General features: G+C 44.6%; 15 protein-coding genes. 4 read left to right on the top strand and 11 right to left on the bottom strand.

Annotated elements, in window-relative coordinates; translation table 11 throughout:
* Window positions 1–235 precede the first annotated feature (235 nt).
* Window positions 236–2,992 (bottom strand): DNA polymerase I, encoded by a 2,757-nt coding sequence (gene polA, locus CWC03_RS02300; RefSeq protein WP_138580410.1) that lies wholly within the window; start codon window positions 2,990–2,992, stop codon window positions 236–238.
* A 432-nt stretch (window positions 2,993–3,424) separates the two neighbouring features.
* Between polA and elbB the strand changes: the two genes are divergently transcribed.
* The 3 genes from elbB (at window position 3,425) to CWC03_RS02315 (ending at window position 7,748) form a co-directional block, all read left to right on the top strand.
* The gene (gene elbB, locus CWC03_RS02305; RefSeq protein WP_138580411.1) at window positions 3,425–4,075 is read left to right on the top strand and encodes an isoprenoid biosynthesis glyoxalase ElbB; all 651 of its coding nucleotides are present in this window, start codon (window positions 3,425–3,427) and stop codon (window positions 4,073–4,075) included.
* A 245-nt stretch (window positions 4,076–4,320) separates the two neighbouring features.
* A complete protein-coding gene (locus CWC03_RS02310; RefSeq protein WP_138580412.1) occupies window positions 4,321–4,713 on the top strand; it encodes a c-type cytochrome in 393 nt (130 codons plus the stop codon).
* Between the two features lie 464 nt (window positions 4,714–5,177).
* Window positions 5,178–7,748: a sensor domain-containing diguanylate cyclase gene (locus CWC03_RS02315; protein WP_138580413.1), complete on the top strand. Its 2,571-nt coding sequence runs from the start codon at window positions 5,178–5,180 to the stop codon at window positions 7,746–7,748.
* Here CWC03_RS02315 and rep read toward each other — a convergent pair.
* The gene (gene rep / locus CWC03_RS02320) at window positions 7,734–9,749 is read right to left on the bottom strand and encodes a DNA helicase Rep (protein ID WP_010607774.1); all 2,016 of its coding nucleotides are present in this window, start codon (window positions 9,747–9,749) and stop codon (window positions 7,734–7,736) included. The genes CWC03_RS02315 and rep overlap by 15 nt on opposite strands.
* A 191-nt stretch (window positions 9,750–9,940) precedes the next feature.
* On the opposite strand from rep, the gene ubiK reads away from it, so the two are divergent.
* Window positions 9,941–10,210 (top strand): ubiquinone biosynthesis accessory factor UbiK, encoded by a 270-nt coding sequence (ubiK, locus tag CWC03_RS02325; RefSeq protein ID WP_138580414.1) that lies wholly within the window; start codon window positions 9,941–9,943, stop codon window positions 10,208–10,210.
* A 66-nt stretch (window positions 10,211–10,276) separates the two neighbouring features.
* On the opposite strand, the gene can is transcribed toward ubiK, so the two are convergent.
* The 9 genes from can to ilvG all read right to left on the bottom strand — a co-directional run bounded on the left by can (window position 10,277) and on the right by ilvG (window position 20,174).
* Window positions 10,277–10,945 carry a carbonate dehydratase gene (gene can / locus CWC03_RS02330; protein WP_138580415.1) on the bottom strand — a complete coding sequence of 223 codons (669 nt, stop codon included), beginning with the start codon at window positions 10,943–10,945 and terminating at the stop codon, window positions 10,277–10,279.
* Complete coding sequence (locus tag CWC03_RS02335; protein WP_138580416.1) at window positions 10,945–12,141, bottom strand: methyltransferase; 1,197 nt, start codon at window positions 12,139–12,141, stop codon at window positions 10,945–10,947. The genes can and CWC03_RS02335 overlap by 1 nt, the downstream gene beginning before the upstream one ends.
* A gap of 27 nt (window positions 12,142–12,168) precedes the next feature.
* Window positions 12,169–13,221, bottom strand: coding sequence for an ABC transporter substrate-binding protein (locus tag CWC03_RS02340; RefSeq protein WP_138580445.1), 1,053 nt, complete (start codon window positions 13,219–13,221; stop codon window positions 12,169–12,171).
* A 122-nt stretch (window positions 13,222–13,343) separates the two neighbouring features.
* Window positions 13,344–13,778: a hypothetical protein gene (locus tag CWC03_RS02345; protein WP_138580417.1), complete on the bottom strand. Its 435-nt coding sequence runs from the start codon at window positions 13,776–13,778 to the stop codon at window positions 13,344–13,346.
* A gap of 57 nt (window positions 13,779–13,835) precedes the next feature.
* Window positions 13,836–15,377 carry a threonine ammonia-lyase, biosynthetic gene (gene ilvA / locus CWC03_RS02350; RefSeq protein WP_138580418.1) on the bottom strand — a complete coding sequence of 514 codons (1,542 nt, stop codon included), beginning with the start codon at window positions 15,375–15,377 and terminating at the stop codon, window positions 13,836–13,838.
* A gap of 2 nt (window positions 15,378–15,379) precedes the next feature.
* Complete coding sequence (gene ilvD / locus CWC03_RS02355) at window positions 15,380–17,236, bottom strand: dihydroxy-acid dehydratase (RefSeq protein ID WP_010607767.1); 1,857 nt, start codon at window positions 17,234–17,236, stop codon at window positions 15,380–15,382.
* A gap of 93 nt (window positions 17,237–17,329) precedes the next feature.
* The gene (locus CWC03_RS02360; RefSeq protein ID WP_102055914.1) at window positions 17,330–18,253 is read right to left on the bottom strand and encodes a branched-chain amino acid transaminase; all 924 of its coding nucleotides are present in this window, start codon (window positions 18,251–18,253) and stop codon (window positions 17,330–17,332) included.
* Window positions 18,254–18,273: 20 nt separating this feature from the next.
* A complete protein-coding gene (gene ilvM, locus CWC03_RS02365; protein ID WP_010376329.1) occupies window positions 18,274–18,516 on the bottom strand; it encodes an acetolactate synthase 2 small subunit in 243 nt (80 codons plus the stop codon).
* Window positions 18,513–20,174, bottom strand: coding sequence for an acetolactate synthase 2 catalytic subunit (gene ilvG, locus CWC03_RS02370; RefSeq protein WP_138580419.1), 1,662 nt, complete (start codon window positions 20,172–20,174; stop codon window positions 18,513–18,515). The genes ilvM and ilvG overlap by 4 nt, the downstream gene beginning before the upstream one ends.
* Between the last annotated feature and the right edge of the window lie 310 nt (window positions 20,175–20,484).

The following is a 20,484-nucleotide window of genomic DNA, read 5'->3' on the forward strand; positions in this document are numbered from 1 at the left end:
CTACAGGATGAGGACGGCGCGAACTCTAACAAATAGACGTCCAGAAATAAACACCAAAAAGCAAAACTTAAGCCAATTTGATAAACTTTCAACGTTAATTTGTTTTTTGTTACTAGGGATTAACAGGAGCTACAAAATTAAGACGCTATGCTGCTAGTGTATACTTGCAAACAAAAATGAATAAAGTTGCACTAGTCTAATTGATTAGTGCAACTCGGGTAGATTTTTATTTCAACTAGTGCGCTTGTTCCCAGTTGTCACCACTGTCGGCTTCAACTAATAACGGTACACCAAGTGTTGCCGCTGCGCTCATTAACTCACAGATCTTTTCACTGTATTCAGCAACTTTGTCGCTGTGTACTTCAAACACCAATTCATCGTGCACTTGCATAAGCAACTGGATATCATCGCTATCACAGCTTTGTAGCCATTCATCCACTTTAATCATCGCCTTTTTGATGATATCCGCCGCAGTGCCCTGCATCGGTGCATTGATGGCTGCACGCTCAGCTGCTTTTCTGCGAGCGCCATTACGCGCATTGATATCCGGTAGATACAAGCGGCGACCGAATAAGGTTTCAACATACCCTTTATCTGCAGCTTCTTCACGCGTGCGCTCCATATACTCTAATACACCAGGGAAACGTTCAAAGTACATATCCATATAATGTTGCGCTTCATTTCTTGGAATATCTAACTGACGTGACAGACCAAACGCACTCATGCCATAGATCAAACCAAAGTTAACTGCTTTGGCTTTGCGGCGCATATCAGAAGTTACTTCCTCAAGCGGCACGGAAAACACTTCTGATGCCGTTGCACTGTGTACATCTTTACCTTCAGCAAAGGCACTCAACAACCCTTTATCTTGTGACAAATGTGCCATGATCCTAAGCTCGATTTGGCTGTAATCCGCCGCGACGATTTGTTTATTACTGTCAGCAACAAATGCCTGACGAATACGACGCCCAGCTTCATTACGGATCGGAATATTCTGCAAGTTTGGATCGCTTGAGCTTAGGCGGCCCGTTGCGGTAACAGCTTGATGATAAGAAGTGTGTACACGACCAGTATCCGAGTTAACCAATTTTGGTAATTTGTCTGTATAGGTTGATTTCAGCTTAGCCAAGCCACGGTGTTCAATAATAAGTTTTGGCAGTGGATAATCATGCGCTAACTCTTGTAGCACTTCTTCAGCCGTTGAAGGCGCACCTTTGGGCGTTTTCTTAATTACTGGCAGCTCAAGTTTGTCAAACAATATCGCTTGTAGTTGCTTTGTTGAACTCAGATTGAACTCCTCACCTGCAATTTCAAAAGCTTGTTGTTCAAGCTCACCTAAGCGTTTTTCAATCTCGATACTTTGTTTCGCTAACATATCGCCATCGATGTGTACACCTGTGCGTTCAATGCGAGAAAGTACGCTCAGCAGCGGTAATTCAATCTCCTTAAACACCTGCTTAAGGCTATTCTCCTTTTCAATTAACGGCCAGAGGTGTTGATGCAGTCTCAGCGTGATATCAGCATCCTCCGCAGCGTAAGGAGCCGCCTTTTCTAGCTCAATTTGGTTAAAGGTCAGTTGGTTTTTACCTTTGCCTGCGATATCTTCAAAGCTAATGGTTTTATGGCCTAAATATTTGAGCGCCAAGGAGTCCATATCGTGGCGAGTACCTACGCTGTTAAATACGTAAGACTCCAACATGGTATCAAAAGCGATCCCTCGCAGTTCAAGCCCTGCACGAGCAAGCACACTTTGATCATATTTTAAATTTTGACCCACTTTTTTGATCTGAGGATCTGCAAGTAGCGGTGCCATGATCTCAAACACCATATCTTGAGAAAGCTGCTCAGGTGCCCCCACATAGTCGTGATTGATTGGTAAGTAAGCCGCTTCGCCCGGTGCAACGGCAAAGCTCATTCCAACTAAATCTGCCTGCATATAGTTAACACTGGTGGTTTCAGTATCAAAAGCGATGAGCTGGGCTGCTTTTAACTTAGTTACCCAGTCATCTAGCTGCGCTTTTGTCAAAATGGTCTCGTATTGGGTGTCTATCTGCGCCGCTGCAGGTGCCGACCCTTCAGCCTCCACATCAACGATGTCAGCTTCTGACTGACCATCCAGCAATTCAGCTAACCAACGCTTAAATTCACACTGACCATATAGCTCGATTAAGCGATCTTTATCCATCTCAGCTATCTTAAATTGCTCTAGGTCTTGCTCTACTTCACAATCCAGCTTAATGGTGGCTAACTCGTACGACAGCCTTAGCTGTTCTTGATGTTCCTCTAATTTTTTCGCCATGGTTTTTGAGCCACGAAAACCTAAGTCAGCAATTTTGTCTAAGTTTTCGTAAAGCGAATCAATTGAGCCTAACCCCTGAAGCATCGCCAATGCCGTTTTTTCACCAACGCCAGGTACACCCGGAATGTTATCGACCTTATCTCCCATTAACGCGAGATAGTCGATGATCAAGTCAGGACCAATACCAAACTTATCCACCACCCCTTCAGGGTCTAAGATCGTATTCGTCATTGTATTGATCAACGTGACATGTTCATTGACCAATTGCGCCATATCCTTATCCCCAGTGCTGATTAGCACATGACGACTCTGCTCCGACGCTATTTTAGAGAATGTACCGATCACATCATCGGCCTCGACACCACTTATACTTACCAGTGGCAGGCCCATTGCTTTAATAATTTCGTGGATCGGCTCAATTTGCGTTCTCAGATCATCCGGCATAGGTGGGCGATGTGCTTTATACTCGCTATACATTTCGTTGCGGAAAGTCGGCCCTTTAGCGTCAAAGACTACTACCATATGACTTGGTTGATATTGCTTAAGCAAACTCTTAAGCATATTGATCACACCGTAGATCGCACCAGTTGCTTCACCTTTTGAATTTGTTAAATGTGGTGGCGCATGATAAGCACGAAATAAATAGGAAGAACCATCAACCAAGATCAACGGATTTTGAGGGATCTGAGACATAAATATTGGATCCTAAATTAGTCTTTTGTAGAGTAGAATGTAAGGATGCCACAAGGCACAAGATAAAACGAGTTTCGCGTTATCTCATCATTTAGATAAATCGTGCTTCACCTGTGGATAACTTTGTAGACAAACACGAAAAATCGCTCCGGAACTTTGTTTTAAAAGTCAGAGTACACATTAAAGCTTTGATTTTCTTGCGTTTTTTGTGCCTTTTTTATTGTTATTATCTTTACCTCTTTGTGGATAAAGAATTTTTTTAGTCACGCTTAACAATCTGGGTGAGTAAAAAATAGCCTGATTTTCTCAAGCGGAGGAGTATACTAACACAATTGATCAAAGATCATAGAAGATCCTTTATAATTTTTTAATTCGCGCATAATTCTTTTTATGCATATAGCGCGCATGATGTGACATTGAAGGGAGAAATGAATGAAAAAAGTAGCGGTAATTTTAAGTGGCTGTGGAGTATTCGACGGTGCCGAGATCCACGAGTCAGTATTAACACTACTCAATCTTGAAAAAGCAGGGGCAAGCTATCAGTGTTTTGCACCTAATATTGATCAGTTCCATGTGATCAACCACATCACCGGTGAAGAACAAGATGAACGCCGTAATGTTCTTGTTGAAGCCGCCCGCATTGCACGCGGAGAAATTGCAGATCTGGAAACATTAAGTGCAGACGAATTCGATGCTTTGGTATTACCAGGAGGTTTTGGTGTAGCAAAAAACCTTTCCGATTTTGCTTTTAAAGGTGCAGAGTCTACGATTCTTGAAAGCGTAAAGCGCGTATGTCGTGAGTTTAATCACCAGCAAAAGCCTATTGCTTATTTGTGTATTGCGCCGGCACTCATCGCCCATATCCATACACCGGGTACACTCGCGACCATAGGTAATGATGTTGATACCGCAACGGCAATTAATACGCTTGGTGCAAAGCACGTGGATTGTAAAGTGACCGAGATCGTCGTTGATGACAATGAAAAAGTGATCAGTACTCCTGCATATATGCTGGCATCATCCATTCTTGACGCTGCGACAGGCATCGAAAAGGCAGTAATCAAGTTAATCGAAATGGCATAAAAGCGATCGATACAAGTTTTTCCTCGTATTATTAAGGAAAATGCGCCAAGGTCGACTGACTCACATTTCGGCCTTGCGCTAATGCAAATTTAGGCAAAAAAGCTTGCCCTAACGCAATAAATTAATGGTTTTAACCATTTATACTCAAGTTTACGTTTTATAAATGAACAGGTGACGTTATAATCCCGATAATTCCGTCATCCATTATCGTGATTGAACACGTTCAAACGAAGTGAGCAAGGTAAATGAAAAAACTTTCAGCAGCACTTTTATTGCTATCAACAGCCGCAGTTGCGCAACCATACGACAATTCTCTAACTGAAGAAGCGATTAAAAAACGTCTTCAGCCTATCGGCTCAGTGTATTTAGCTGGCGCTGAAAGTGCAGCAGAAGCCGAGCCATCAGGCCCTCGCTCAGGTGAGCAGGTTTATCAAGCAGCATGTTTTGCTTGTCACGGCACAGGCGCATTAGGTGCTCCGAAAACAGCTGACGATTGGGCTCCGCGCCTAGCAAAAGGTTCAGACGTACTATTAGACCACGCAATTAACGGCTTTAACGCAATGCCTCCTCGTGGTACTTGTATGAACTGCTCGGATGATGAAATTGCAGCAGCAATCGATTTCATGACGAAACAATAAGTATTTCAACTTCTCTATTTGGATTGAAAGACTTATTGGACAGTGCAGCGTTTATCGCTGCATTTTCGTCTCAATATAGTGTTATAAAAGCTATGATTAACCGAAAGTTTGGATAAGGAACGAGCTAACTCCTTGTTTTAAAATCACATTGAATTATTTCCTTATTTAGTCAGAGAGTTTTGGGAATTACACCGCTTGCGTGTCCTACCCACGCTAAGATCCCTACATCCTGTAGGCAAGGCGAATTCACTTCCAAAGGCTGTCTATTGGAAGTGAGCCCAACGCAGTTAGCGCTAAAATTGGCCGCTAGAAGGCGTTAATTATCCGAAGCCGAGGTTGACTAGCACCAGCTTTATATTGCTTTATAAAGCGAGTAAGAATGAGAAATTTACACTTGACCGCCTCGGCTAAAAGTGAAACTATTAAGCTCAATAATTAAACAACAATAAGAACTGGTTTCGTCATTGGAAGAGCCACAACAGCAGGTTAGGAGACTATCTCGGCGAACCGCCAGATTAGAGTCTTTACTCAAAAAGTATAAAAGAAAGTCTCAACTTCAATACACATTAATTCAGTTATCAGAACAGGCTAGCACTGTTGCTGAGCTTACCCTGTTATATCCCGCAATTCACAATATTCTGTCTCAATATTTACCTAGCAAAAGCTTCTATGTTGTCCTGCAAAACCGCTTTACTCAAGCGCTTGAGCTATCATATTTTGTTGATGAAAAAGACGGTATTTCTGTCCCACTCCATGAAGCACATCACTTTAAAGACGGTGTGACTGGCTTTGTATTTAAAACTGGCGAAACCGTTTATCTCACCAAAGATGACATGCTATCGCGAGCCAATGCTGGCGAGTTTAAAATAATGGGCAGTCAAGCGGAGCATTGGGTGGGTGTACCTATCTATCGCGACGGCGCAATTATTGGCGTTATGGTATCGCAAAGCTACGAAGCCGAGCAATCCTACAGCGATCATCAAGTTGAATTGCTTGAAGTAATGTCACTGTATCTGGCCACTGCAATTGAACGTGTTAAAAAGCGTGAATTACTAGAGTCAGAAGTGAAAATCCGCACGCGGGCACTAATGCAAAGTAATGAAGCACTTAATAAAGAGATAGAAAACCGCAAGCGTGCGCTAGAAAGACAGCAAATCTTATTCAAGATTTCTGAATTAGCAACCCAGTTCTCCGATATTGACGATGTTTACCAACAAGTTCACGACATTATTCGTTCTATTACTTTTGCCGACAACCTCTACATAGCGCTTTACGATAAAGAGACGAATTGGCTTACCTTCCCGTATAGCGTTGATGAAAAAACCAGTTATAACCCTCGTCCATTTGCAAAAGGGTATAGTGAGCTGGTCATTCGTACTGAGCAAAGCCAGTTAATAGACAGCACCCGCGCCAAAGCCTTAGCACTTGAGGGTACAGTAGAACGCCCTGCAGGCTACAACCACAAGCTTGCTGCAACCAGTTGGCTAGGTGCACCATTAAAAACAGCTACTGGCGTCATCGGCCTGATCGCATGTCAGGCCTATGAGCACAAACACGAATTTAATTATGATGATGTTGAGCTGATCTCTTTTGTATCTAATCAGATTGCCTCTGTACTACAAACACATTTAGCGAACCAAGCGCTCAAGATCAGTCACCAGCAGTTAGAACACCGAGTTGCGGAAAAAACCAAAGAGCTACAGCAGGCCAATTTACACCTGCAAATGCAGATGGAAGAGCGCAAAAAGATTGAGCAACAGCTTTATCATGATGCTCATCATGATTCACTCACAGGTCTTCCAAACCGTAGTTTGTTTTTAACTCAGCTTGAAAAGACGCTGAAGAAACATCATCGTTATCCCGAAGATAACTTTGCTGTTCTTTTTATTGATTTAGATAAATTTAAAGACATTAATGATGAATTAGGTCATCAGGCAGGTGATCAATTTTTGGTGTGGGTGGCACAGTCATTCTTAGAGTGTATTCGTGAACACGATTTATTAGCTCGACTTGCTGGTGATGAATTCGTGATCTTACTTGATCATTTAACCGATCGTCAGCAAGCGGAAGATGTCGCCAAACGTATTATCAAAGTCATGCAGCAACCTTTCTGTTTGAAGGGGGTATGCATGCAAAGCGGTGCCAGCATAGGGATCACCTACAGTAATAAGCTATACCGTAACACCGATGAAATTATCAGAGATGCCGATGCGGCAATGTACTATGCTAAAAACGCTGGCCGTGGTCGCTATGAATTTTATCATCCATTGCTAACCGCAAGCTCAAATGCTCAAAAGCAGCAAGAGCAGCATCACTTAGATAAGCTCCCTACCCACTTCCGCTGTACGGAAATCGTGAACTGGTCTGATAACGCCCAACCAATTGGCTTTTTGGAAGCCTTTGGCGAACATCCAGTGTTAGGCAGCACCAGTTTTGATATTCTGAAAAAGTTTGCCGCAGAAAAATCTCAACTACTTGAAATTGAGCTACACCTACTTAACAAAGCGCAAGAAATAGCCCTTAGCCGTGATGAAGATATGCTATTTGGTTGTTCAGCAATGTTACTCGAAAGCGCACATTTTGACACGTTAAAGCAGCAGCTTAAGCGGCAAGACAAAACACTTTGTTTGCTATTCGAAGAAAGCGAAATTCGCTTTGCGTCTAGTCAGCAGGTATTAAACCTTAGAGCCTTAGCCGATATAGGGATCCCAATTGGACTGAATAATTTTGGTAAAGATCGCTGCGATCTCACCCTAATCAGCCAAGTTGACTTTACCTATGTCTTATTAAGCTCAACGTTTAGTAAACGCGTCTTACAGCAAACGAGTTATGAGGTTCAATTACAAGGTATTTTAGCCGTAACTAAGGTGAAAAATATTAAGGTCATCGCCCGGGGTCCTGCGATTTTAAACTTTAGAAGCTTGCTGGAAAAGCATGGCTTGCAGCTATTTTTTGGCAAACAACAAATGCTGGATAAGGGCAACGAACGTGTAGCCGTTATCCAGAGTTTTGATAACGAATCAGTCCCGTCTTAGCATTGCCCGTAAGTTCGCAACGTTAGACTTACCTTTTTCCATTCGTTCCGCCTGTGTCGCCACAGGCTTTTTCCCTTCAATTTGTAAATCATCTTGCGGCAATTCTTGTACAAAGCGACTCAGCTCTGGGGTGATCTGCTCGCCAAATTGACGACGACTTTTGGTATAAGTCAATGTTAAGGTTTGCTGAGCTCGAGTTATGCCAACGTAGGCCAAACGTCTTTCCTCTTCGACATTGTCTTCGTCAATACTCGTTTGGTGGGGTAGTAAGCCTTCTTCCATCCCCACCATAAATACGTGTGGATATTCCAAACCTTTGGACGCATGCAGCGTTAATAACTGCACTGCATCTGAGTCATCTTCCTCTTCATTGCGTTCAAGCATATCTCTTAATGTGAGTTTGCTTACCACTTCTGGCAGTGTCATAGCGGGGTTATCTGCGTCTCCAGTAAGCATATCACTGATCCAACGGTATAATTCTGATACGTTTTTCATCCGCATCTCCGCCGCTTTAGCGCTGGGAGATGACTCGTAAAGATACGCTTCGTAATTAATTTCACGGATCATATCTTTTACCGCTTCCAAGGTATCTCCGCGGGTTGCTCGGTCGGAAAGCTCAACCACCCAGCGCGCAAATCCCATCAATGCATTTAAGCCACGACCCGCCAAGCGATCCGCAAGCTCTGACTCAAAACACGCCGCAAATAGACTAATATGGCGCTCGTTGGCAAAGCTACCTAGCTTTTCTAATGTCACCGGACCAATCTCGCGTCGTGGGGTATTAACGATACGTAAAAATGCGTTGTCATCATCTTGGTTCACCAAGAACCGTAAATAAGCCATGATGTCTTTGATTTCACTGCGCGCAAAGAAAGACATACCGCCACTAATTTTGTATGGAATACGGTTGGTCATGAGTGCCTTTTCAAACACTCGAGCTTGGTGATTACCGCGATAGAGCAAAGCATAATCGCGATAGCTAGTACGTTTCATGAACTTGTGTGAAATGATCTCCGCGACCACACGCTCCGCTTCATGTTCTTCGTCACGAGTTGCGATCACACGGATCGGGTCGCCGTACCCCAGTTCACTAAACAGTTGTTTATCAAATTCATGGGGATTGTTGGCGATAAGAATATTCGCGGCCTTTAGGATCCGACCTGCACTACGGTAGTTTTGCTCCAACTTGATAAGTCTTAGGCCCGGAAAGTCTTTGCTCAGCAGCACCAAGTTTTGCGGTTTAGCGCCACGCCATGAATAGATAGACTGATCATCGTCGCCAACCACAGTAAAACGTGCGCGCTCACCAACTAGCAGCTTCACTAACTGATACTGGCTGGTATTGGTATCTTGATACTCATCCACCAGCAAATAGCGGAAACGTTGCTGCCAGCGCTCTCTTACATCAACCGACTGATTCAAAAGCAAAGTTGGGATCATAATAAGATCGTCAAAGTCTAACGCATTGTAAGCACGCAGCTGCGTTTGATAACGCGCATAAAGCTGGGCGAATAGCGCTTTTTGTGGCTCTCGCGCTTCTCGAATAGCACGCTCAGGCAAAATAAGCTCGTTCTTCCAGTTACCAATCTGCATTTTCAGCAAATTGAGTAAGTCTTTATCACGCTCGAGCTCTTTTTCAGTGAGTTCACTTAACAACTGATTGGTATCTTGATCATCAAACAAGGAAAAGCCTGGTTTATAACCCAAGGTCTTGACCTCTTTTTTAATGATTTCCAGCCCTAATGTATGGAATGTAGACACCCACAAACCCTTAGCTTCTTGCTTGCCCAAAGTTTGTGCCACACGTTCACGCATTTCTTTCGCCGCTTTGTTGGTAAAGGTGACCGCTGCGATATTTTTGGCTTTGTATTCACACTGCTGCACGAGGTAGGCAATTTTATTGGTAATAACCCGGGTTTTACCTGAGCCCGCACCTGCCAATACAAGGCATGGACCACTGATATATTTTACCGCTTCGTCTTGTTTTGGGTTGAGCTTCATGCAACTAATCCGGTTATCTTCTCGCTTAGCACAATGTTGGCAACAACTGTCAGTGCTGAGGGGTTGAGGAATTCTTATAAACAGGCCCTAGTTTATCGTATCCATGTAAAACTATGAAGCGAACCTTTTCCGTCTGCTACGCATAAGGTAAGATGGACTGTGTATACTGACTCGCAAGCTAAGGTAAGAAGATGATTAATCCAGCCAAAATTGAAGAAATTGCTAAGCAAATTTCCAGTAACATGCCACAGGGCGTAAAGAATCTTGCTGAAACATTTGAAGCAAGAACGAAACAGGCGATCCAGAGCAAATTATCAGAAATGGATTTTGTTAGCAGAGAAGAGTTTGATATTCAAAGCAAAGTGCTGATCCGTACGCGTGAAAAATTGGTTGAACTTGAAGAAAAAGTGGCGCAGTTAGAAGCACAACTTGCCAGCCAAGCATCCGGCTCGCAGGAATAAGCAACCAAAGCTTTGGAAAGTAAAGCGTGCGCTTGTGGCGCACGCAATCTCTAAACTATGTTGACCCTAGCAATAGCGTTGATTCACGCCAAGCAAAGACTTTTCATAGCAAAGTGATAGTTGCTCCATATCTTCTACGGCGTTCACCACCTCATTCAAGAGACCATCAGCTAGACCATAGACCCATCCGTGTACCGTCAAAGCTTGACCTCGCTGCCAAGCATCTTGAACGATATTGCTCTGACACACGTTGCGCACCTGTTCAACCACATTTAGCTCACAAAGCGCCGCACACTGCTTTTCTCTGTTCACTTGTTCGATAATCGCTTGGTGTTTCTCTTTCACATCCGCGACATGACGCAGCCAGTTATCGATAAGGCCAAACTTAGCATTATCAAGCACCGCTTGCACTCCACCGCAACCGTAGTGGCCTACCACCATAATGTGATCCACTTTGAGCACCTCAACCGCATACTGCATGACCGACAAACAGTTGTGATCGGTATGCACAACAACATTAGCAACATTGCGGTGAACAAACAGCTCTCCGGGCATTAAATCTACAATCTCATTTGCAGGGACACGAGAGTCAGAGCAGCCAATCCACAGGTAATCTGGATTTTGCTGTTGCGATAGCTTTTTGAAAAACTCAGGATCACTGGCATTGGTGCGATCTGCCCACTGTTTATTGTTATCGAGTAAATGACTAAGCGGACTTGGGCTCGTATTACACATTAATGGTTCTCCGACTGACGCTCAGCCTGTATCAAAATATTCCTTGGGGTGAGTGACTTTTCGCAAAAAGTACTAAGGGTGACATCATACCCAGCTGCTTGCAGATATAAAACCCTATCCAGGACCAACCAGATCTCAATCGCACGACGAAACACGTGTCGTACTAACTCAATTCTGTCCGTTACTTGTTTTCGTTCACGCCCAATACGTTCATATTGGTCAAAATCGATTCCATCAGGCAAGATTAGTTGCTTCTGCTCAGCTGCCCAATAACAGAAATCACTAAATGCCCCCGAAAAAATAGCCTTATTGACCGAGGGCACACTCACGTAATGTTTATCTGCTGTCAGTTCTCTGCGCAGCGCATCAAATCCTAAGCGCCAACTCACCTCTTTTTTACGTACTTGTGCCACTCTTCCAGGCGCTGTAACTGTCTCTTGCAGCGCCAACTTCATGTCATGATGAGACAAATTGAGCTGACTCTGCTGTGCTTCAACACTCATGGCTTGATAATCAGGTGGTGTAAATAAGTGATAGCAACATGGAGAGAGCGATAGCTTTTTCATGCCATTCGCCACTGCTTGGTGCATAAATACCCGATGTAATTCACCACATGCATGCAGTGCAATACCATGGCGATTTTCAACAAAGTGGTGATGTATGTCATCTTTCAGCACGTCGGCACAATGAAAATGCAAGTTTAGATTTTGCCGCTTCGCACTTTCCTCTCCTTGTCGACATAGATCCGCTTGAAGCTCAATACTGTTTACTTCAGGTGCACCATGATAAGAAAGCAGTCGACCCAAATGACCTTTACCTGCGCACCACTCTAATACCGATGCTTTGGTTTCGTTTACTGCAGCAACAAAGTCTTGAAGTTGCTCTAATTTACGTCCTTTTATGCCATTGCTCAGCCAAAATGGTAACTCATCTCTGTGACCCATTTTTTGCGGTAAAACGCTTAGAGCATTCAGTTGTTCGAGCTCTGGAATGTGCTGGCTAAAAAAAGTAAAAAGAGCATCAGTGTCATTGTCTAATGTTGATACTGCATCGTCGCTTAACCGCAGTAATTCTGATTGCAGTTGTGGCCAAGGAATAGTGAGATGCTCAAAGGCAACGATCTGCCAATATTGTCGGGTATCGAATAATAATTTATCTAAAAGTTGAAAGCGTTTGCTCGGTTCCACAATGGCCACGGTTGTCAGGGAAACAATACCCTTATTCTAGCGTAATTGTTGATGATATTTACGAGAAAAAATTAAGTGGATATACATGGGGATACAGAGCAATGTTAGAATCGCAGCAATAATCAACGCCCAAGATAAATTGAGTTGTTCATTTTTCACTTCAGAATAGATGAAACGCGCCTTATGTTCATGAAATTGACTGATATCTAAGTGATATAGCTGTGCTATCCATTGCCATTTTGCCGTCGACATTGTTCCAATTGGAATATTAGCCACCTTTATGAACTCCTTTAACTTCTCAGCCTCAAATGCGAGCTGTTCCAAGGATTTTTGGGTAGCGTACTGCTGCTTAGTTATCGCTAAGGTTTCTTCTAGATGTAACATAGCGTATCGCCAACCTTTAAGGCTCGCACGACGAAAACGCTTAACAAGATCAGGACGATTTTCTAGTACACTTTCCGTAGTAAAAAGCACATCAGCGTAAACGTTTAAACCAAACTGCTTCGGACAAATTTCACGAGTTGCTATACCACTTTGCTGCACTGCATAAGGCTCATTGGTGCTATAAACTTGCATCGCATCAAATTTACCCGCGATAAAGTCTTTTAGTGGCTCACGGCCTGAATACAAGCGCATATTTTGTGTATTGACGCCGGCACGTTGCAACATCATAAGTAATTCGCCGTTTTCCGTGTGTCCTAAATGACTGAGGCGTTTCCCCTGAAAATCTCGGGGAACATAAATATTACTGTCAGCCCTCACCATCCAGCAGTAAGGAGAAGACTGTAACACGGCTGCAAGCGCCACAAAGGGTTTGCCATTAAGTCTTTGTTTTAAGAGGCCTGAGTGAAACACACCAAACTGAGCTTGACCATATAACACACGAAAATCAACGTTAGGATTATTGGGATCAGCAGGAAGAATATGAACATCTAACCCTTCCTTATGGTAAAACCCTTTTTCCTTTGCCATATAGTAACCAGCAAACTGAAATTGATGTGTCCACTTTAGCTGTAATGTGACTTTTTCAAGGGCTGCAATCTGAGTGCTCAAAAATAAAAGTAATAACGCAACATAGTACCTAAACATCATATCCTTGCGTTTTTCAACTGATAATAGCTAACTATAGTTTACAGTGCTCAGGCTGCCATTAAGATTGGATAAGTATTGAATATAACAGTAAGCTAAGTGCTACTTTAGCTGACTAGGGCTCAAAGCAGTTGTACTTTACAATTCTCTATATGTGTACCTAGTATGTTCTTAAGGTGATGATAGATCTGCTCTTGGCTGCCTTTACACATAATGTCATAGCCATTACCATTATTCTTCTCGATGATCCCAAGATAATTCTCATCGATAGCGACAGACTCAACTTGTGCTATTGGCATCATAGTTTTATTTTCCCCGTAGATGAGTATTAACTTCTCGCCCTCTTTTAATAACATCTGCTCAGGGCGTCTGTTGGTATCAAAATCGCCTCTTAATACGACCGATATCACTGTTATTAAAAGCGCAATTGGCAAGAAAAGTGTGTGTTCAAACAGATCTGGCCAAAGCGCGCTCACACCAAAATATAAGCCCGCAAACAATACAAGCCTTGCAACTAACGTGATGAAGATGTCCTTATTTGTTCTTTTTCTAATCATGTAATCCACTGATAAAATTAGATACTTTCATGACCAGCGTACCTAACTCAGTACTTATTATCCAGCCTTTTGCTTTGTTAACTGCTCGCCATGCAAAAAGCGTGTAAAACACGGGTTATTTGTTTCTTCTTGAAACTGATACGCTAACTTTGCAAGATGTTCATCAAAACGCTCATAATCACTGGGCTCAACTTCAAAAGCGGCCAACACATTACCTTGTGCCGCGCCATGATTACGATAATGAAATAAAGTAATATTCCAATTACAGCCGAGCATGTCTAAAAAGCGCGCTAATGCGCCTGGATATTCAGGAAATTCAAACCGCAATAAACGTTCATTCATGACACTCGGCGGTTTGCCGCCTACCATATATCGCACATGTAACTTTGCCAGTTCGTTATCTGATAAGTCGTCAAACAGATAGCCATTTTGATGCAACGAAGCGGTTAACTCAGTTAGCTCTTGCTGGCCATTTCTAAGCCCGACACCAACAAAAATTTGCGCTTCGCCGCAGCCGGCATAGCGATAGTTAAACTCGGTGATCGCTCGGCCACCAAGAGAGTGACAAAAACGCTTAAAGCTGCCTTTTTCCTCTGGAATAGTCACCCCGAGCAATGCTTCATGTTTAGCACCTAGCGCCGTTCTTTCGGCGATATATCTCAACCGATCGAAGTTTAAATTAGCGCCTGACAAGATAGCCGCAACACTCAGCCCCTTTTCACCCGTTTGCGTGAGCCACTTCTTCAAACCCGCGGTTGATAACGCGCCAGAAGGCTCTGCAGTTGCTCTCGTCTCCACAAAAATATCTTGAACCGCCGCACAAATTTCATCGGCATTAACCGTCACGACTTCATCACAAAACTTTTGTGCTAATCGAAAAGTTTCTGTACCAATAAGCTTTACCGCCACGCCGTCCGCAAAGCCACCGACTCGCTCAAGTTCCACAGGTTCTCCCGCTTCAAGCGCGGCTTTAAGGCATGCACTGTCCTCAGCTTCTACCCCAATAATACGGATATCAGGGCGAAGTGACTTCAAATACACTGCCATTCCCGCAAGCAACCCCCCACCTCCTACGGGAATAAATACGACATCTAGTTCATCAAGTTGCTGAATTAACTCTCGCGCCACCGTACCTTGGCCGATGATCACATCTTTATCATCAAATGGCGGGACAAAAACACCATTTTGCGCTTCACAAAGATCTAGCGCGTACTGCTTTGCCGCATCAAAGTGATGGCCGTGTAAGATCACTTCACCACCGAGCTTACGAACCGCGTTGACCTTGATCTCTGGCGTAGTCACAGGCATAACAATCGTGGCGTGCTGACCTAGATGCGTTGCACTTAGTGCAACCCCTTGAGCATGATTACCCGCAGAAGCGGTATACACCCGCGATCCTTTTGGCAACTGACGGAGCTTGTTATACGCACCACGCAATTTGAAAGAATAGACAGGTTGTTGGTCTTCTCTTTTCAGCCAAATTTGGTTACCAAGCTGGGCCGACATTTGCTCTAATTGATTCACTTGCGTTACCTCAACGAGCGGTGCCACATTCGCCTGAATAATGGCTCTAAAGTAATCAAGCTCTTGGGAAACCATCGCTAGCCTAACTCCTCTAGTTTTTGTAAGTCACGTACCGCGCCTTTGTCCGCACTCGTTGCAAGCAGCGCATAGGCTTTTAGCGCGGGACTCACATAACGCTCTCTATTAACTGGTTTGTACGCTTCTTTACCACGAGCGAGTTGCTTTTCATGGCGCAGCGCCAACTCGGTGTCGTCCAGTTTAACGTCAATACTGCGGTTATAGATGTCGATAGCGACAACATCGCCGTTTTCAACCAGCGCCAGGTTGCCACCACTGGCAGCCTCTGGAGACGCATGGCCAATAGAAAGTCCAGAAGTACCGCCGGAAAAACGACCATCGGTAAGTAAAGCGCAGTCTTTATCTAGCCCCATCGATTTAAGATAGCTAGTTGGGTACAGCATTTCTTGCATACCCGGACCACCTTTAGGCCCTTCGTAGCGAATGATCACTACATCACCTTTCTTAACTTGGCCACCCAGTATCCCCTCGACGGCATCGTCTTGAGACTCGAATACCACAGCCGGCCCCGTAAAGCGCAGCATTTCATCGGCCACCCCGGCACTTTTCACGATACAACCATCAGGCGCTAAGTTACCTTTCAATACAGCAAGGCCGCCATCTTGCCTAAACGCATGCTCGATAGAGCGAATACAGCCGCCTTCACGGTCTAAATCAAGCTCATCCCAGCGATACTCTTGGCTCATAGCTTGGGTAGTGCGGATCCCAGCAGGTCCCGCGCGATAGAAAGTTTGTGCCCGTTCGTTATCACGGTCTGCGGCATTCCAACGCGCAATAACTTCACCTAGATTTCCGCCAGCAACATGCCCCACCGACAGGTCCAATTTATCGCCTCTGGCTAGCTCGTTGAGAATAGCCATAATACCGCCTGCACGGTGAACGTCTTCAATATGATATTGCTGTGTTGCCGGAGCAACCTTACACAAAAAAGGTGTGCTACGAGATAAGCGATCTATGTCATTCATATCAAAATCGACAAAGCCTTCTTGCGCTGCCGCCAATAAATGCAGCACGGTATTGGATGAACCACCCATCGCGATATCTAATGTCATGGCGTTCATAAATGCAGCTTGGTTAGCAATGTTGCGCGGCAGCACTTGCTCGTTGTCTTTACCATAGTATTCATCACACAAAGCCATGATGCGCTTTGCTGCGCCTAAATACAGCTGTTGGCGGTCTTTGTGTGTCGCTAGTGTCGTACCATTACCAGGCAACGCTAAGCCCAGCGCTTCTAGTAAACAGTTCATGGAGTTGGCAGTAAACATGCCTGAACACGAACCGCAAGTAGGACAAGCTGAGCGTTCTACTTGCTCAGAATCTTCATCACTCACGGTTGGATCTGCGCCTTTCACCATAGCGTCGACAAGATCCAATTTTAGATCGATATCCGCTAAGCGAGTTTTTCCCGCTTCCATTGGGCCGCCGGAAACAAAGATCACCGGAATATTCAACCGCAGTGCCGCAAGTAGCATACCAGGGGTGATCTTGTCGCAGTTAGAAATACAGACCATAGCATCGGCACAATGAGCGTTAACCATGTACTCTACCGAATCAGCAATTAAGTCTCGAGACGGAAGCGAGTAAAGCATGCCGCCGTGACCCATGGCGATACCATCATCGATGGCAATGGTATTAAATTCGCGAGGTACGCCGCCCGCTTCTGTTATCGCATCAGCCATCAATGCGCTAAGTTGATTGAGGTGAACATGACCCGGAACAAATTGGGTATATGAATTCACGACCGCAACGATCGGTTTATGGAAATCACTGTCCGTCATTCCCGTTGCTCGCCACAATGCACGAGCACCCGCGCGTTGTCTGCCCTCAGTAGTTGTCTTGCTCCGTAATTTAGCCATGCTTCACCTTTTTTCTCGGCTATGCCGAGTTCCTCATTCCCACAATTTATAATGCGCTGTTGTCCGGGACGCTTAGCCCCGATTCCAATAAAATTATTCGTTTACGTATTCTAACCAGCCATTTTCGTCATCAGCTTGACCTTTAACCAAAGCGAAATAGGCCTGCTGTAACTCTTCCGTAATTGGACCTCTACCACCATTCCCCACGGTAATTTTGTCTACGCTGCGAACAGGTACTACTTCCGCTGCGGTACCAACCATAAAGAACTCATCAGCAAGATAAAGCGCTTCGCGAGCGATCGGCTCTTCACGTACTTCATAACCGCGTTTTTTCGCCAAATGGATGATAGTGTCGCGCGTAAGACCTGGTAGAATACAAGCTGTGGTTGGCGGGGTATAAAGCACGCCTTTTTTCACAACAAATAAGTTCTCACCAGCACCTTCGCTCAGGTAGCCATTAACATCAAGCGCGATCCCTTCAACATAACCATTACGCTTCGCCTCACCAGAAATAAGCTGTGAAGATAAATAGTTACCACCCGCTTTCGCCGCAGTAGGCATGGTGTTTGGTGCAAGGCGGCTCCAAGAAGAAACACACACATCAACACCTTGCGCTAAGCCTTCTTCACCAAGGTACGCCCCCCATTCCATCGCAGCGACAGTCATGTCTGCACGGTGTGATTTCGGATTTAAACCAAGGCCTACATGACCCAAAAATGCAAATGGACGAAGGTAAGCATTGGTAAAGTCATTTGCGCGGATAGTCTCTTTACACGCTGCGATTACTTCCTCTTGGGTAAAAGGAATTTCCATACGGTAGATCTTCGCGGAATCAAAGAGGCGCTGAATATGATCGGTTAAGCGGAAAACAGCTGGACCATTTGGTGTATCGTAAGCACGGATCCCTTCAAAAACTGAGCTGCCATAATGTAAAGCATGACTAAGCACATGGGTGGTCGCTTGAAAATAAGGAACCATTTCACCGTTATGCCAAATTACTTCTGATGTTTGTGTCATTGTTAACTACCTTAATTCTTCTAAATTGCCTGTTTCTGTAGTGTATGCAAGTCAACCGCTTGCACTTCTACTAGCTTACTCAGTTGTGAGGTTAATAAATAGATAGGTTTGTCACTATCTACCGTCATTTTGACGTGGAATAAGTCATCTTGACCTTGTAATTCCAAATTCGTTAAGCGAAATCCGCGATGTCTGGCTACGCGTAAAAAGCGCTCCACTGCGATGCTCTGTTGTTTTACTGCAACAGTTAAATGGTGTTTCATGAAAGGTTCTCCGTCATCATTTCATCATTGGCAGCACCAGGTGGAACAAGCGGCCATACGTTTTCTTTATCGTCGATACAAGCATGTAAAATATAGGGCCCTTGCGCATTCACTATGGCGTCAACGGCGTCATCTACTTGGTTTGCATGAGTAATTGTCTGCCCAGGAATACCGAACACGGCAGCCAATGAGACAAAATCTGGATTGTCTGACAGGTCGGTTTCACTGTAACGACCGTCAAAAAAGAGTTGCTGCCACTGTCTCACCATACCCAGCCTTTGGTTGTCTAATATTAGTATTTTAACTGGCAGGTTATTACGGCGGATGGTTGCCAACTCTTGAATATTCATCATGATGGAGCCATCACCAGATACCGTGATCACTGTGTTATCTGGACGTGCTATCTGTGCACCAATTGCAGCTGGTAAGCCAAATCCCATCGTGCCTGCACCGCCACTACTTAAGTGATTGCTTGGATGACTGAATTTCATATGCTGCGCCACCCACATTTGATGTTGGCCTACATCGCAGCACACTACCGCTGTATTAGGTAGCTTTTGGCTCAGTTGATTTAACAAATACGGTGCAAATACTTTTTCGCCAGGATAGTCATAACGCCACGCATGTTGACGTTGCAGTGCTTCAATAGTCTCTAGCCATTCGCTATTCGTAACCACACACTCTAGTTGTGGCAATGACTGTTTTAAGTCTGCAATAAGCGAAGCGGCTGCAGGTTTGCGTTTACCCACTTCTGCAGGGTCGATATCTAAATGGATCACCTTTGCCCCTGCAGCAAACTTTGCCAAATTCCCCGTAACACGGTCGTCAAACCGTGCCCCGATACATACCAGCAAGTCACATTGTTGAACCGCCAAATTCGCCGCTTGAGTACCGTGCATACCGAGCATTCCTAAGTCATACTCATAATCTGGCGTTACGCTGCCCAAAGCTTTTAGCGTCGATACTGCTGGCATATGGGTCTTTTCTAAAAGTTGCATCAGCTGTGACTGCGCATCGGCGCTTTGCACGCCGCCACCAATGTAGGCAACGGGTCGTTTAGCATCACATAATAATTGATTGGCTTTTGCTACTTCAGTTTGCGAAACCCTCGGCTGTTCGTCTTGTGGCGCAGCAAAAGGATGAAAAGGTACTTTAGCTAACTGGATATCTTTGGGAATATCGACCAACACCGGACCGGGCCGACCAGACTGCGCTAAGTACATGGCTTCTTGTAATACTTCAGCCAAGTCTTCCGCTCGCTCAACCATGTAGCTGTGCTTAGTACATGACAAAGACATGCCCAACACATCCACCTCTTGAAAGGCATCCGAACCGATAGCAGCGGTCGGCACTTGCCCCGTGATAGCCAGTAACGGAACTGAATCCATCATGGCATCAGCAAGTGCGGTGATAAGATTCGTCGCGCCGGGTCCAGAAGTGGCGAAACAAACTCCAAGCTTACCTGTACTGCGAGCATACCCAACAGCAGCAAAGCCAGCACCTTGCTCATGGCGAGTCAAGTAGTGCTTAACTGGCGCGCCATACAAAGCGTCATAAATGGGCATGATGGCACCACCAGGATAACCAAATACGTGTTTAACGCCTTGCTCTTCTAGCACCTTGATAACAAGTTGTGCGCCGGTTGTTGAATTGCTCATGATCTGCTCTCAGTTGCCTTTTTTATGCCCTAAAACGAAAACGCCCCCCGAACCTTTTGGTGCGGGGGGCGTTTATGCTGATACTTTTCTTACAGCACTAACTAGCCCCCGCGGTAATAATAATCACCACGTTGATAATCACGACTAGTAGAGTTGCTGTTAGTAACATTGCTTGAATTCCGTAAATTTAAACTTGGCAATCATTCAGTGTAAGCACCGTGCTGCCTCTTTTTCTATTAATACCGCGCCTTGCACACTTAAGTCAACACAAAAAACTATGCTATTTAAAATTAAAAACCTGAGTTTATCG

The sequence above is a fragment of the Pseudoalteromonas sp. S2755 genome (assembly GCF_005886535.1).
Classification (GTDB): Bacteria; Pseudomonadota; Gammaproteobacteria; order Enterobacterales; family Alteromonadaceae; genus Pseudoalteromonas.